At 65.6% G+C, this 14456-nt stretch carries 10 protein-coding genes; 6 read left to right on the forward strand and 4 right to left on the reverse strand.

Going from position 1 to position 14456, the window contains the following annotated elements:
• Nucleotides 1-56: 56 nt before the first annotated feature.
• Entirely contained in the window at nucleotides 57-1109 is a 1053-nt protein-coding gene (gene zapE, locus E3O25_RS01940; RefSeq protein ID WP_134360305.1) for a cell division protein ZapE, read from the reverse strand.
• Between the two features lie 155 nt (nucleotides 1110-1264).
• Here zapE and E3O25_RS01945 point away from each other — a divergent pair, with 155 nt between their 5' ends.
• Nucleotides 1265-2161: a sulfurtransferase gene (locus E3O25_RS01945; protein WP_134360306.1), complete on the forward strand. Its 897-nt coding sequence runs from the start codon at nucleotides 1265-1267 to the stop codon at nucleotides 2159-2161.
• Nucleotides 2161-2592 carry a SufE family protein gene (locus E3O25_RS01950; protein ID WP_134360307.1) on the forward strand — a complete coding sequence of 144 codons (432 nt, stop codon included), beginning with the start codon at nucleotides 2161-2163 and terminating at the stop codon, nucleotides 2590-2592. The genes E3O25_RS01945 and E3O25_RS01950 overlap by 1 nt, the downstream gene beginning before the upstream one ends.
• On the opposite strand, the gene E3O25_RS01955 is transcribed toward E3O25_RS01950, so the two are convergent.
• Nucleotides 2589-3794: a S9 family peptidase gene (locus tag E3O25_RS01955; protein WP_134360308.1), complete on the reverse strand. Its 1206-nt coding sequence runs from the start codon at nucleotides 3792-3794 to the stop codon at nucleotides 2589-2591. The two genes, E3O25_RS01950 and E3O25_RS01955, sit on opposite strands and share 4 nt — an antisense overlap.
• A gap of 64 nt (nucleotides 3795-3858) precedes the next feature.
• Here E3O25_RS01955 and E3O25_RS01960 point away from each other — a divergent pair, with 64 nt between their 5' ends.
• From E3O25_RS01960 to E3O25_RS01975, 4 genes are all read left to right on the forward strand, one after another.
• Complete coding sequence (locus E3O25_RS01960) at nucleotides 3859-4449, forward strand: DUF3000 domain-containing protein (RefSeq protein WP_134360309.1); 591 nt, start codon at nucleotides 3859-3861, stop codon at nucleotides 4447-4449.
• Nucleotides 4442-5668, forward strand: a complete 1227-nt coding sequence (locus E3O25_RS01965) for an HRDC domain-containing protein (protein ID WP_134360310.1) — start codon at nucleotides 4442-4444, stop codon at nucleotides 5666-5668. Before E3O25_RS01960 ends, E3O25_RS01965 begins: the two co-directional genes overlap by 8 nt.
• Nucleotides 5669-5767: 99 nt before the next feature.
• On the forward strand, nucleotides 5768-6973 hold the full coding sequence (locus E3O25_RS01970; RefSeq protein ID WP_092107662.1) for a thiolase family protein: 1206 nt from the start codon (nucleotides 5768-5770) through the stop codon (nucleotides 6971-6973).
• Nucleotides 6970-9135, forward strand: a complete 2166-nt coding sequence (locus tag E3O25_RS01975; RefSeq protein ID WP_134360311.1) for a 3-hydroxyacyl-CoA dehydrogenase NAD-binding domain-containing protein — start codon at nucleotides 6970-6972, stop codon at nucleotides 9133-9135. Before E3O25_RS01970 ends, E3O25_RS01975 begins: the two co-directional genes overlap by 4 nt.
• A gap of 208 nt (nucleotides 9136-9343) precedes the next feature.
• Here E3O25_RS01975 and dxs read toward each other — a convergent pair whose 3' ends face one another.
• Nucleotides 9344-11293 carry a 1-deoxy-D-xylulose-5-phosphate synthase gene (gene dxs, locus E3O25_RS01980; RefSeq protein ID WP_092112610.1) on the reverse strand — a complete coding sequence of 650 codons (1950 nt, stop codon included), beginning with the start codon at nucleotides 11291-11293 and terminating at the stop codon, nucleotides 9344-9346.
• A gap of 144 nt (nucleotides 11294-11437) precedes the next feature.
• The gene (locus tag E3O25_RS01985) at nucleotides 11438-14284 is read right to left on the reverse strand and encodes an aconitate hydratase (RefSeq protein ID WP_134360312.1); all 2847 of its coding nucleotides are present in this window, start codon (nucleotides 14282-14284) and stop codon (nucleotides 11438-11440) included.
• Nucleotides 14285-14456 lie beyond the last annotated feature (172 nt).

Consider the following 14456-nt stretch of genomic DNA (forward strand, 5'->3'; position numbering starts at 1 on the left):
GAGGTGTTTCGTGCGGGTTACGAGCTTTGGCGAATTGTTAACGCCACGTTTCACGGCTAATCCGTGTGCGGCGGCAACTCCCCCGTAGTGAGGGCAACCATGCGCGACTGGGAACGCTGGTACTTCTTGCGATACCCGCCAGCCATCATCTCGTCATCGAAGACCTCATTGAGCGGGCGCCCACTGGCCACGATCGGAATCTCGGCGTCGTACACCCGGTCGATGAAGGCCACCAGCCGCAGGGCATCCGACTGGTCTGTCAGCAGGAAGACGCCGCGCAAGGCGATGACCTCGACGTCGCGAATGACCTTGACGTATTTCGACGGGTGCACGGTACCCAGATGACGGATCAAGGAACCGAAGTCATCCTCGGTGACCTTCGAACCACGCCCGAGCAGGGTATTGACGAGGTGCTCCCGTGCCTCGGGCTCCACCGCCACGGCTTGGCCGGTGACATTGCGGCGGCGGTAGTCGAGGCCGTCGATGCGCAGGGTCTCGAAGTTGGCACTCATGGCCGAGATCTCGCGCAGAAAGTCCTGCGCGGCGAAGCGGCCCTCGCCGAGCGAGTTCGGCGGGGTGTTCGACGTGGCGGCGACACGGGTGCCGGTGGCGACGAGTTCGCCGAGCAGCCTGGTCATCACCATGGTATCGCCGGGATCGTCGAGCTCGAACTCGTCGATGCAGATGAGCTTGGCGCTGCGCAGCTCCTTGATGGTCTCCTGATAGCCGAGGGCCCCCACCAGAGCGGTGTACTCGATGAAGGTACCGAAATATTTCGGACCGGTCGCGGCGTGCCAGAGGGCGGCAAGCAGGTGTGTCTTACCGACACCGAACCCACCGTCGAGGTAGATGCCGGGCAGGTCGTCCTTGGCCTGCCGACGGCGGGAGAAAAAGCCGGCGGGGCGAGGGTTCACGAACTCCTGAAGCTTTTCAACGGCCGCGATCTGGGACGGGTAGTCATGATCGGGCCGGTAGTTCTCGAACGAGGCGTGTTCGAACTGGGGAGGCGGAACCAGCTCGGCCACGATTTCCCGCCCGGTGATGGTCGGGGTTCGGTCTGCCAGTTGCGGAACCGTGTGCTGTGCTTTCTGGTGCGCCTCTGGTGCCATGCTGAAATGCCCGTTCCTCTGGATCTAGCTGCGAATGCGCCGTGCTGTGTACGTGCGCGGTGTGCCGGCACCGCGTAGGTTTAAACGGTGGGCCCGATAAGCCTAATCCGCGGTCAACCCGAATCCGTGTGCATCGCGGTCCACCTGGAGGTTACATGTCTGCCCCGATCGACCCGACCGAGAAATTTGCCGCCTACGCCCACCCCGCCAGGCTCGTCTCCACCGACTGGCTGGCTGAGCACCGCAGCGACGCCGTACTGGTCGTAGTCGAATCCGACGAAGACGTGCTGCTCTACGAAGTGGGACACATCCCCGGCTCGGTGAAGATTGATTGGCACACCGACCTCAACGACAAGGTGAATCGCGATTACATCGACGGCGCGGCCTTCGCCGCGCTGATGAGCGCGAAGGGCATCGCCCGCGACAGCACGGTCGTCATCTACGGTGACAAGAGCAACTGGTGGGCCGCTTACGCCCTCTGGGTGTTCACGCTGTTCGGCCACGAGGATGTTCGCCTGCTCGACGGCGGACGCACGAAGTGGCTCGCCGAAAACCGCGAGATCACAACGGATGCCTCCCCCGCGGCCACCACGGACTACCCGGTGATCGCGCGCAACGACCTGCCGATCCGTGCCTTCAAGAACGACGTTCTCGCCCACTTCGGCAATCCGCTCATCGATGTGCGTTCCGACGAGGAATACAGCGGCGCTCGCACGACGATGCCGGCGTACCCCGAAGAAGGTGCCCTGCGCGGCGGCCACATTCCCTCTGCCGCTTCGGTACCGTGGGCCCGCGCTGCAGCAGCCGACTCCACCTTTCGCACCCGCGCCGAACTGGACGCCATCTACCGCGAGGAAGCCGGCCTGACCGCCGGTGACGATGTGATCGCCTACTGCCGCATCGGCGAACGATCAAGCCACACCTGGTTCGTGCTGACACACCTGCTCGGGTTCGAGAAGGTGCGCAACTACGACGGATCCTGGACCGAGTGGGGCAATGCCGTCGCCGTGCCGATCGCCGTCGGCACCGAACCCGGCGCGGTGCCGCGCTGATGAGCGCACTTCCGGCCAAGCTCGCGGAGATCCAAGAGGACTTTTTGGCCCTCGAGCAGAAGGATCGCCTGCTGCTTTTGCTCGAGTTCGCCAACGAGCTGCCGGAACTCCCGCAGAAGTTTCATGACCACCCCGATCTGCTCGAGCGTGTCGTCGAGTGCCAGTCGCCGGTGTTCATCTTCGTTGAACTGGATGCTGCCGACACGTTCCACCTGCACGCGACAGCTCCGCGCGAGTCGCCGACCACCCGCGGGTTCGCGTCGATCCTGGCCCAGGGCCTCGATGGGCTGACCGCCGAGCAGGTGCTCAAGGTTCCCGATGACTTTCCGCAGTCGATCGGCCTGACTGAGGCGGTCTCCCCCCTGCGTCTGCGCGGGATGACCGCCATGCTCGGCCGGGCCAAACGTCAGCTGCGCGAGCGGCTGGCCTAAACCTCGGGCAGTCGGGCGAGCCAGGCCGTGATCTCGGCGTTCCACCGCGCTGGGTCAAAGTTCCAGAGTTTGGTGTGCCTGGCATCGCTGAAAGCGACAAAGGTCACGATGTCGGACCGCCGGCCGGCGAGTCGGCGCGAACCGGCGGCCGGCACGAAACCGTCATCGTCGCTGTGCAGCAGCAGAACCGGGCGGTGCAGGTCACGGGCTCGAGCGACGAAGTCGAGCCGACCGAAATCGATAGGTGCGGCCTGGCCGGTGAAGCTCGCACCCCAGCGAGACCCCATCAGCAGCACGGCGCCGCGCGCGATCGTCCGCGGAAGCCTCCGGTCGACCGCCTGCGCCGCGACCACGTCGGCCCAGTCGATGACCGGAGATTCCAGCACGATCCCGGCGATCAAACCGGCCGATGGGCTGCGGGTGAGTGTCTGCAGCGCCACGGCGCCGCCCATCGACCAGCCCATCAGAATGATGTTCCTGGCTCCCTGCGCGGCGGCAAAGTCGATCGCGGCGGCCACGTCCGGCCATTCGGTATCGCCGAGGCCGTATCGTCCATCCGGGCTGGCCGGGGCGTCGCCATCGTTTCGATAGGAGACGAGCAACGAGGTGTAGCCGGCCGCACGGAACACCGGAACCGCCCGCAACGCCTCTTCGCGGCGCACCGCCCGGCCGTGCACCTGGATGACCCAGCGGGTCGACGGGGGTGCGGCATCCGCTGGTATGAGCCAAGCGGGGGCGGGACCGATGGGCGTTGGCACGGTGACGTCGCTCCACTCGAACCCAAGATCGGCGGGCCCGGTGTACAGCCAGCCGCTGAACCGGCCACGACGGGCGGCGGCCAGGTCGCCGTAGTCCAGCTTGAGGATGCGCCGAGTGACGGTGTGCGTGGTGCGCGCGGTGATCTCGCCGACCCGAACGTGCCCGGTGCCCGCACTGAAGAAAAAGCTGTATTCGCCCGGAAGGACGGAGTCGCGATGGCGCTGCAGGGTGACGGTACCGCCCGACCGGTCGACCGCGACCACGCGCGTGTCGTCCTCACGCCTGGCCGGAGGGGTGACGATCGTCTTCGCCATCACCGCCGAGAGAACCCCGGCCGCCGCGACGAGCGCCACGGCGGAGCCGACGGCGACGATGCCGCCGACGCCCAGAATCGTGCGCAGAACACCCGGCTGACGCCCGTTTGGGGGCTGTGGTTCGTGCATGTGCACCTCCGACTGATCGGCGTGCCTCACGGACAACACCCAGAAAAAACTCTAGTCTGCAGACGTGCCCGAAACCGATCGATCGCTCCCCGCGGAGTTTGCCGCGGCTTTGGCCGCGATTCGCCGCGCCAGGAGTCGGGCCGAATTAGTCGTCGCCGAGATCGCCGCACCCGCCCAGCTCGCGCCGTATTCGATCGCCCTGGCCGCCAACATCAAGCCGGTGCGGCACGGCGGCGACTCGGACCTGGGAACGGGCCGGTTCATTCTGCTCTACGATCCCGAGGAGCCGGAGGCGTGGAACGGCGCCTTCCGCGTGGTGTGTTTCGCGCAGGCTCCGCTCGAGGTGGAGATCGGGCTGGACCCGTTTCTGGCGGAGGTCACCTGGGCGTGGCTTGTCGATGCGCTGGACTCCCGCAAGGCCACGTACACGGCGGCCTCCGGAACGGCGACTAAAATAATCTCGTCAGGCTTTGGCGAACTCGCCAAACAGGGGGATGGCGCGCAGATTGAGCTGCGCGCGTCGTGGACACCCCTGGATCACAATCTCACCGCCCACGTCGAGGGCTGGGGCGAGCTGCTCTGCATGCTCGCCGGCCTCCCTCCCGCTGGGGAAGGAGTCAGCATGTTGTCAGCACGCCGAGCAGCCCGTGGCTGAATCGCAACCCACCCCACCCACCCTCGTTCATCACCAGGTCATCGACACCCGCGAGGCCTACCTCGCTGCAACGGCCGCCCTGGCCGCCGGCACCGGGCCGGTCGGGGTCGACGCGGAACGGGCATCCGGTTTCACGTACTCGCAACGCGCGTATCTGATCCAGATCTATCGCCGCGGCGCCGGTACCTTTCTGTTCGACCCGCCACCCATCGGCGACTTCAGTGAGTTGAACCACGCCCTCGCCGACGCTGAGTGGATTTTGCACGCCGCGAGCCAGGACCTCGCCTGCCTGCGCGAGGTCGGACTTGACCCGGCCCGCATCTTCGACACCGAGCTCGCCGCCCGACTGCTGGGCATTCCGCGGGTCGGGCTCGGCACCGTGGTGGAGGAACTGCTCGGAATCCACCTCGCCAAGGAGCACTCGGCCGCGAACTGGTCGACCCGGCCGCTGCCCGAATCCTGGCTGGTCTACGCCGCCCTCGACGTTGAACTGCTGCCCGACCTGCGCGACCGCATGGTCGACCTGCTCGTCGAGTCCGACAAGACCGACATCGCTGATCAGGAGTTCGCCGCGACCCTGGCCAAGGAAGCCAAAGCCGCCCGCGTGGACCCGTGGCGGCGGCTGTCGGGCATCCACTCGTTGCACGGCCAGCGCAATCTGGCCGTCGCCCGCGAACTGTGGCTGGCCCGCGACGAATTCGCTCGTGACGTCGACGTCTCCCCCGGGCGCCTCGTTCCCGACGCCTCTCTGCTCGCCGCTGCCCGCGTACTGCCGGCGACCCGCCAGGCGCTCAGCGATCTGCGGGAATTCAACGGACGGGCGAGCCGGAACGAGCTTGATCGCTGGTGGAATGCGATTCAGCGCGGCCGCGCCACCGCCGACCTGCCCGCGCTCAAGGCCAGCAACGACACCCTGCCGCCGCCGCGTGCCTGGGCCGACCGCAATCCGGAAGCCGATGTGAGGTACAAAGCGTCTCGAGCTGCGCTGCAGACCGTCTCGGACGAACTCGAGATCCCCCTGGAGAATCTGCTCACCCCTGATTACCTGCGCCGGGTGGCGTGGACTCCGCCGGAGCCGGCGGATGCAGCATCCGTTGGGGAGGCACTCGCCAATTTAGGGGCACGCCGCTGGCAAGTTGACGCCACTGCACAATTAATAGCGGATGCTTTTGTAGAGGTTCTACAAATGGCCGATCCTGTCGCGGATCCGGAGTCGTAGAAACCGGCAAACGATTCGGGCGGCTATTTTGGTCGCCCTAGGATCGGATCAGAACTAACAGATCGATTCGGATCTGATCCAACACGTACTGGAGGCATTGTGGCCGAGAGAGCAGAAGTCGTTTTTGTGGACGGGGTTCGAACCCCGTTCGGACGCGCCGGCGAAAAAGGCATGTACTGGAACACCCGAGCCGATGACCTCGTGGTCAAGGCGATCATCGGGCTGATGGAACGTAACCCGGGCGTGCCGCCGGAACGCATCGACGATGTCGCGATTGCCGCCACAACCCAGACCGGGGACCAGGGCTTGACGCTCGGTCGCACGGCGGCGCTACTGGCCGGTCTGCCCAAGTCGGTGCCCGGGTTTGCGATCGACCGCATGTGCGCCGGGGCGATGACCGCCGTCACCATGATGGGGTCCTCGATCGGTTTCGGTGCGTACGACCTGGCTATCGCCGGCGGCGTCGAGCACATGGGACGCCACCCGATGGGCTTCGGCGCCGACCCGAACCCGCGGTTCCTGTCCGAGAAGCTCGTGAGCGAAGACGCGCTCAACATGGGCGCCACGGCCGAACGTATTCACGACCGGTTTCCGTCGTACACGAAGGAACGCTCCGACCGATTCGCGCTGCGCAGCCAGCAGAAGGTCGCTGCAGCCTACTCGGCGGGCAACATCCAGCCCGACCTGATTCCCGTTGCCACGCGCAGCGAATCCGGCTGGGGCCTGGCCACCCGTGATGAAGCACCTCGCCCGGAAACCACCATGGAGGGCCTCGCTACGCTGCGCACCCCCTTCCGTTCGCACGGCCGCGTCACGGCCGGCAACGCCTCCGGCCTCAACGACGGCGCGTCCGCGTGCCTGCTGGCCAGCGCCGCCACGGCCAAGGAACTCGGCCTCGGCGTGAAGATGACCATGACGAACTTCGCGTTCGCCGGCGTCGAACCGGAGGTCATGGGCCTCGGCCCGGTCCCCTCCACGGAGAAAGCCCTGCGCAAGGCCGGTCTGTCGATCACCGACATCGGCCTGTTCGAGCTCAACGAGGCTTTCGCCGTGCAGGTCATCTCCTTTCTCGACCACTTCGGCATCGATGATGAAGACCCCCGCGTCAACGAATACGGCGGCGCTATCGCGCTGGGGCATCCGCTCGCCTCATCGGGTGTTCGTCTGATGAATCAGCTTGCCCACCAGTTCGAGTCGCACCCCGAGGTGCGCTACGGCCTCACCGCGATGTGCATCGGCCTCGGCCAGGGCGGCACCGTGATCTGGGAAAACCCGCACTTCAACAAGAAGGCAGCCAAGCGATGACCGACTACAGTTCCCTGGACTTCTCCTCGCTCGTCACCATCTCGGCGGACGAGGTTGTCACGCATTCCTTCGTGCGCGACGTACCGCTGAGTGCGGGCCGAACCCTGGCCCTGGTCACCCTCGACAACGGGCGTGACCACACCCGGCCGAACACCCTCGGCCCCGTCACCCTGCTGGAATTCGCCGCCACCCTGGACGAACTGACCGCGCGGGCCGGGCGCGGCGAGATCCACGGGGTCGCCATCACCGGCAAACCGTTCATCCTCGCCGCCGGTGCGGATCTCAGCAAGGTCGCCGAGATCCCCTCCCTCGAGGCTGGAAAACTGCTCAGCCAGCTCGGCCACCACGCGCTCGGCAAGCTCGACACGCTCGGGGTGCCGTCGTTCGTCTTCATCAACGGGCTCGCGCTCGGTGGCGGCCTGGAGATCGGCCTGAATGCCAACTACCGCACCATCGACGCGGCCGTGCCCGCGATCGCCCTGCCCGAAGTGTTCCTCGGTCTGATTCCGGGCTGGGGCGGCGCCTATCTGCTGCCCAACCTGATCGGCATCGAAAACGCCCTCAAGGTCATCATTGAAAACCCACTCAAGAACAACCGCACCCTCAGCGGAGCGGATGCCCTCGACCTCGGCATCGCGGACGTTATGTTTACCTCGGCGCGGTTCCTCGAAGACTCCATCAATTGGGCCGACGGTGTCATTGCGGGCACGACAAAGGTGTCCCGCCCGAACGCGCCCGGCAAGATCGAGCGTCTCGTCAAGTGGGACGTCGCCGTCGGTATTGCCCGCAAGATGCTCGTGAACCGCATCGGCGAGGTCGCGAAGTCACCCTACGTGGCACTCGACCTGCTGCAGGCAGCCAAGAGCGGCACCCGAGCCGAGGGGTTCCAGCGCGAGGATGAGGCGCTGGCCGGCCTCATTGCCGGCGACCAGCTGCAGGCAAGCATATATGCCTTCAACCTCGTGCAGAAGCGAGCCAAACGGCCGGCGGGAGCGCCCGACAAGAAGCTCGCCCGCCCGATCACCAAGGTCGGCGTGATCGGCGCGGGTCTCATGGCCAGCCAGTTCGCGCTGCTGTTCGTGCGACGCCTCAAGGTACCGGTGGTCATCACCGACCTCGACCAGGCCCGCGTCGACAAGGGCGTCGCCTATATCCACGACGAGATCGCAACGCTGCAGAGCAAGAATCGGATCTCCGCCGACGAAGCCAACCGGCTGCGCGTCCTGGTCACCGGCACCACCGACAAGTCGTTGTTCTCCGACGCCGACTGGGTGATCGAAGCCGTCTTCGAAGAGCTCGGCGTGAAGCAGTCCGTGTTCGCTGAGATCGAGAAGTTCGTGTCGCCGGAAGCGATTCTGGCCACGAACACGTCGTCGCTCTCGGTCGAGCAGATCGGGTCGAAGCTGGCGCATCCGGAACGCCTGGTCGGGTTTCATTTCTTCAACCCGGTCGCGGTCATGCCGCTCATCGAGGTGGTCAACACCCCGCAAACGGACGAGGTCACCCTCGCGACGGCGATGGTCATCGCCGGCAAGCTGCGGAAGAACGCGGTGATCACCCGAGACACTTCCGGCTTCGTGGTCAACCGGATCCTGGCCAAGTTGCTCGGTGAAGCCATGCATGCCGTTGATACCGGAACACCGTTCGAGGTGGTGGAAGCCGCTGTGGCGCCCTTCGGGCTGCCGATGACCCCGTTCGAACTGCTCGAGCTGGTCGGCCTCACCGTGGGGGCTCACGTGCTCGACACGCACCACGCTGCGTTCCCCGACCGGTTCTTCGAGAGCGACAATCTGCACAAGCTCGCCGAACATGGCAAGATTCTTGAGCGCGACGGCAAGGGTCGCCGCACCGGTTTCGATAAGGGCGCGCTGACGATCGTCGCCGGCGGCCGTGAGCCCATGACGGCCGAGCAGATTCTGCAGCGGGTCGAAGACGGCCTGGCCGACGAGATCAAGCGGATGCTCGACGATGACGTTGTGCACGCGGCCGAGGACATCGACCTGTGTATGATCCTCGGCGCCGGGTGGCCGTTCCAGATGGGCGGGATCACCCCCTACCTTGACCGGGTCGGTGCGAGCGAACGGGTGTTCGGCGGTACGTTCCACACCCCGCCGATCCGCGGCGTCGGTGCTGCGGTCGGGGCGGCATCCGCTCGCAACTAGCGAGAACCCGGCCCGGTCTGCGGACCGGGCCCGCCTTCGCAAAAGCGGGCCCAGGATTGATCATGGGCCCGCTTTCCGGGCCCGAGCCCGGTCTGCACGACCTGGCCCAGTCTGCCTGACGGGCCCACCTTATGACCGTGGGCCCAGTTTATAAGCTGGGCCCACGGACGGGGCCTGGGCCCCGTCCGTGTTCGGGCGGCGGGCGGGGCTAATCTCGGCGGGTTACCCGGATGGCACCGGTGTCGGTGTGGTCGGCGGGCAGCGGGCGGGCGTTCGGAATCTTGCTGCCGAGCACCATAGCAACGACATCGCGGGCGATGCGTTGCGGAGTCAGGCCGACCCGCTCGAGAATCTGGGCGCGAGTGCCGTGATCGAGGAACTGGTCAGGCAGACCGAGTTCGGTCACGGCCGTGTCAACGCCGGCCTCACGCAGGTCCTGACGGATGCGGGTGCCGATACCGCCGACCCGGATGCCGTCTTCGATCGTGACGACGATGCGGTGCGCGGCCGCGAGGGTGACGATGCTGCGCGGCACGGGAACGACCCAGCGCGGGTCGACGACCGTGGCGCCGATTCCCTGCGCGGCCAGTCGGTCGGCAACGTCGAGGCCCATCGCGGCCATCGGGCCGACGGTGACGATGAGGACGTCGGCCTGGGTGGCTTCCTGAAGCACGTCGACACCGTCGGCGAGGCGACGAATCGCCTCGAACTCCAGCCCGACGCTGCCCTTGGGGAAACGCAGCACGGTCGGCCCGTCATCGACGACGACCGCCTCGGCCAGTTCCTCGCGCAGGCGCACGGAGTCGCGCGGCGCGGCCAGCCGAATGTTCGGTACGACCTGCAAAATGGCGAGGTCCCACATGCCGTGGTGGCTCGGTCCGTCGGGCCCGGTGACTCCGGCACGGTCGAGCACGAAGGTGACGCCGGCCTTGTGCAGGGCAACGTCCATGAGCACCTGATCGAACGCCCGGTTGATGAAGGTCGCATAGAGCGCCACGACCGGGTGCAGGCCACCGAAGGCGAGGCCGGCCGCGCTGGTTACCGCGTGTTGTTCGGCGATTCCCACGTCGTGCACGCGGGACGGGAAACGCTCGGCCATCTTGTGCAGCCCGGTCGGCCGCAGCATAGCGGCGGTGATGGCCACAATGCGTTCGTTTTTAATCGCCTGTTGCAGCAGTTCGTCGGCGAAGACCGACGTCCAGGATGCCGCGCCCGGCTGTTCGACGGATTCGCCCGTTTCGGGGTCGATCTGACCAACCGCATGGAACTGGTCGGCCGTGTCCTGCACGGCTGGGTCGTAGCCCTTGCCCTTCTGGGTGATGGCATGCACGATGACGGGCGCGCCGTAGCCCTTGGCCTGGGCGAGGGCCTCCTCCATCGCGTGCACATCGTGACCGTCGATGGGGCCGATGTATTTAATGTCGAGGTTGGAGTACAGGGCCTCGTTGTTGGTGACCCGGGCGAGGAAGCCGTGCATCCCGCCGCGCACGCCACGCCAGACCGCCCGGCCCGGGGCGCCAAGCCGGTCGAAGACGTCCTTGCTGGTGAGGTAGGCGTCGCGGTAGCTGGCCCGAGTACGGATGGTGTTGAGAAAACGGGCCATGCCGCCGATGGTGGGAGCGTAAGATCGCCCGTTGTCGTTGACCACGATGATGAGCTTGCGCGTATTGTCATCGCTGATGTTGTTGAGCGCTTCCCAGGTCATTCCCCCGGTCAGCGCTCCGTCGCCGACGACGGCGACAACGTGCCGGTCGTCCTGGCCGGTCATCTCGAAGGCACGGGAAATGCCGTCCGCCCAGGACAACGAACTCGAGGCGTGCGAACTTTCGACGATGTCATGCTCGGACTCCGAGCGTTGCGGGTAACCGGCGAGCCCGTCGAACTGGCGGAGTTTACTGAATTCCTGGCGCCCGGTAAGCAGCTTGTGCACGTAGGACTGGTGACCGGTGTCAAAGACGATCGCATCGGTTGGAGAGTGGAAAACCCGGTGGATTGCGATGGTCAGCTCGACAACGCCGAGATTGGGCCCCAGGTGCCCGCCGGTCTTGGAGATCTCTCGCACCAGAAAGGAGCGAATCTCGGCGGCCAACTGCGGCAGCTGCTCTTTCGAGAGACCATCGAGGTCCCGTGGACCGTGAATCGTCTCCAGAAGGATCATCCGTCAATACCTTTCACGTTGTGCAAAGCGAGGCTGTACCCATCAAACCAGACCGGCGCGTAGACCCGAATGAATCGAGTCTACGCGCCGGCGTCGTACTGGCAGAGCGCTTAGTGCGCTCTAGTCGACTGCGCTCTAGTCAACTCAGACGAGCGAGCGCAGAACGTACTGCAGGATGCCGCCGTTGCGGTAGTACTCAGCCTCGCCCGGGGTGTCGATGCGCACAATGGCGTCGAACTCGACCGGTGCCTTGCCGGCGACCGAGAATTCACTCGGAACGCAGGTCACGTGCACGGTCTTCGGGGTCGTGCCGTTGTTCAGCTCGGTGATGCCGGAGATCGATACGATCTCGGTGCCATCAAGGCCGAGCGAGTCGGCGCTCTGACCCACCGGGAACTGCAGGGGCACGACGCCCATGCCGATGAGGTTCGAGCGGTGAATACGCTCGAAGCTCTCCACGATGACGGCCTTGACGCCGAGAAGACTCGTACCCTTGGCTGCCCAGTCCCGACTGGAACCCGAACCGTACTCCTTGCCGCCGAAGATGACGAGCGGAGTTCCGGCGGCCTGGTAGTTCTGGCTGGCATCGTAGATGTCAGCCTGCGGCCCTCCGGCGACGCTGAAGTCGCGGGTGAATCCACCCTCGACATTGTCGAGGAGCTGGTTGCGCAGGCGGATGTTCGCGAACGTTCCGCGAATCATGACCTCGTGGTTGCCACGACGCGAGCCGTAGGAGTTGTAGTCGCCACGTGCGATACCGTGCTCGGCCAGGTAGCGGCCGGCGGGACCGTCAGCCTTGATCGAACCGGCCGGGCTGATGTGGTCGGTGGTGACGGAGTCGCCGAGCTTGGCGAGCACGCGGGCACCATCGATGTCGACAACCGGGCTGGTTTCCAAGCTCATGCCGTCGAAGTACGGGGGCTTGCGCACATAGGTGGACTCGGCGTCCCAGGCGAAGGTGTCGCCGACGGGCGTTTCGAGTGACTGCCAGCGCTCGTCACCATCGAAGACGCCGGCGTACTGGGTTTCGAACATGTTCGAGTCGATCGACTCATCGATGGTCTTCTGAACCTCGGCGGCGTCGGGCCAGATGTCCTTGAGAAACACGTCGTTGCCTTCGGAGTCTTTGCCGAGCGAGTCGGTGTCGAAGTCGAAGTTCATCGTGCCGGCAAGGGCGTAGGCGATGACGAGCGGCGGGCTGGCCAGGTAGTTCATTTTCACATCGGGGTTGATACGTCCCTCGAAGTTGCGGTTACCGGAGAGCACGGCGGTGACTGCGAGGTCGTTCTCCTGCACGGCAGAAGAGATTTCGTCTTCGAGCGGACCCGAGTTGCCGATGCAGGTGGTGCAGCCGTAGCCGACGAGGTAGAAGCCGAGGTCTTCGAGGTAGCCGTTCAGGCCGGCCTTCGCGTAGTACTCGGTAACCACCTTGGAACCGGGAGCGAGCGTGGTCTTGACCCACGGCTTGCTCTTGAGGCCCTTGAGGCTTGCGTTACGGGCCAGCAGGCCGGCCGCGAGCATGACCGACGGGTTCGACGTGTTGGTGCAGGAGGTGATGGCCGCGATCGCAACGGAACCGTTGTCGATCGTGAATTCACGGCCGTCGGCGAGGATAACGTCGGTCGGCTGCGGGTGCGACACCGTGGGGTGGCTGGTGTGCCGGGCCAGTCCGGCTTCGTACGCGCGGTTGTGGGCGGTCTCTTCGTCCTGCGGGGTGAGGCCGATCGGATCGGAGGCGGGGAAGGTGCCCTCTATTGCGGCGTCGACGAGCGACACGGGCGCGTTGGCGTAGTTGTCCAGGTCGCGTTCGAACTGGGTCTTGGCCTCGGAGAGGATGATGCGGTCCTGCGGGCGCTTCGGTCCGGCGATCGAGGGAACAACCGTGGACAGGTCGAGCTCGAGGTACTCGCTGAAGATCGGCTCCTGGTCGGGGTTGTGCCAGAGGCCCTGCAGCTTTGAGTAGGCCTCGACGAGCGCGACCTGCTCATCGCTGCGGCCGGTGAGGCGCAGGTAGCCGAGGGTGACGTCGTCGATCGGGAACATGGCGGCCGTCGAGCCGAACTCGGGGCTCATGTTGCCGATGGTGGCGCGGTTGGCGAGCGGCACGGAGGCGACGCCCGAACCGTAGAACTCGACGAACTTACCAACGACACCGTGCTTACGGAGCATCTGCGTGATGGTGAGCACGACATCCGTTGCGGTGACGCCGGCCGGGATGATGCCGGAAAGCTTGAAGCCGACAACCTTGGGGATGAGCATGGACACCGACTGGCCGAGCATCGCAGCTTCGGCTTCGATTCCGCCGACGCCCCAGCCGAGTACGCCGAGGCCGTTGACCATCGTGGTGTGCGAGTCGGTGCCGACGCAGGTGTCGGGGTAGGCCTGCAGAACGCCGCCTACTTCGCGGGTCATGGTGACGCGGGCGAGGTACTCGATGTTGACCTGGTGAACGATTCCGGTTCCCGGGGGCACGACCTTGAAGTCGTCGAACGCGGTCTGGCCCCAGCGGAGGAACTGGTACCGCTCACCGTTGCGCTCGTACTCGATCTCCACGTTGCGCTCGAACGAGTCGGTCGTGCCGAACAGGTCGGCGACGACGGAGTGGTCGATGACCATTTCGGTCGGAGCGAGCGGGTTGATCTTCTTGGCGTCGCCGCCGAGTTCGACGAGGGCTTCGCGCATGGTGGCGAGGTCGACGATGCAGGGAACACCGGTGAAATCCTGCATGACGACGCGAGCCGGCGTGTACTGGATCTCGGTGTCGGGCTCCGCGGTGGGGACCCACGCGCCGAGGGCACGAATGTGCTCGGCGGTGATGTTGGCGCCGTCCTCGGTGCGGAGGAGGTTCTCCAGCAGCACCTTCAGGCTGTACGGCAGCTTCTCGTAGCCGTCGACCGCGTCCAGACGAAAGACCTCATAGTCCGTCGAACCGACGCGCAGGGTGTCCTTGGCTCCGAAGCTATTTACCGCGGTATTTGTTGATTCCGACACAATGCCCTCTCCGTTGTGGGAGCCGACGGGAGACCGGCGGCAATCCTCAATTCTTGTGGCAGGCACAGCCTCGTGCCAGCAAGGCAAGCCTAACCAGCGGATGCCGGGGGCTGCCTTTTTCCATCGAGTTGCGTCGGTGAATTCTCACCGAACAACTATCTTGACGTCGAGA

The organism is Cryobacterium sp. TMT1-3 (genome assembly GCF_004402315.1).
Taxonomy (GTDB): Bacteria; Actinomycetota; Actinomycetes; order Actinomycetales; family Microbacteriaceae; genus Cryobacterium; species Cryobacterium luteum.

What these genes read in the sequence shown, in the direction of transcription:
- zapE (WP_134360305.1), bottom strand. Translation starts at nt 1,109, where the DNA reads ATGGCACCAGAGGCGCACCAGAAAGCACAGCACACGGTTCCGCAACTG.
- E3O25_RS01945 (WP_134360306.1), top strand. Translation starts at nt 1,265, where the DNA reads ATGTCTGCCCCGATCGACCCGACCGAGAAATTTGCCGCCTACGCCCAC.
- E3O25_RS01950 (WP_134360307.1), top strand. Translation starts at nt 2,161, where the DNA reads ATGAGCGCACTTCCGGCCAAGCTCGCGGAGATCCAAGAGGACTTTTTG.
- E3O25_RS01955 (WP_134360308.1), bottom strand. Translation starts at nt 3,794, where the DNA reads ATGCACGAACCACAGCCCCCAAACGGGCGTCAGCCGGGTGTTCTGCGC.
- E3O25_RS01975 (WP_134360311.1), top strand. Translation starts at nt 6,970, where the DNA reads ATGACCGACTACAGTTCCCTGGACTTCTCCTCGCTCGTCACCATCTCG.
- dxs (WP_092112610.1), bottom strand. Translation starts at nt 11,293, where the DNA reads ATGATCCTTCTGGAGACGATTCACGGTCCACGGGACCTCGATGGTCTC.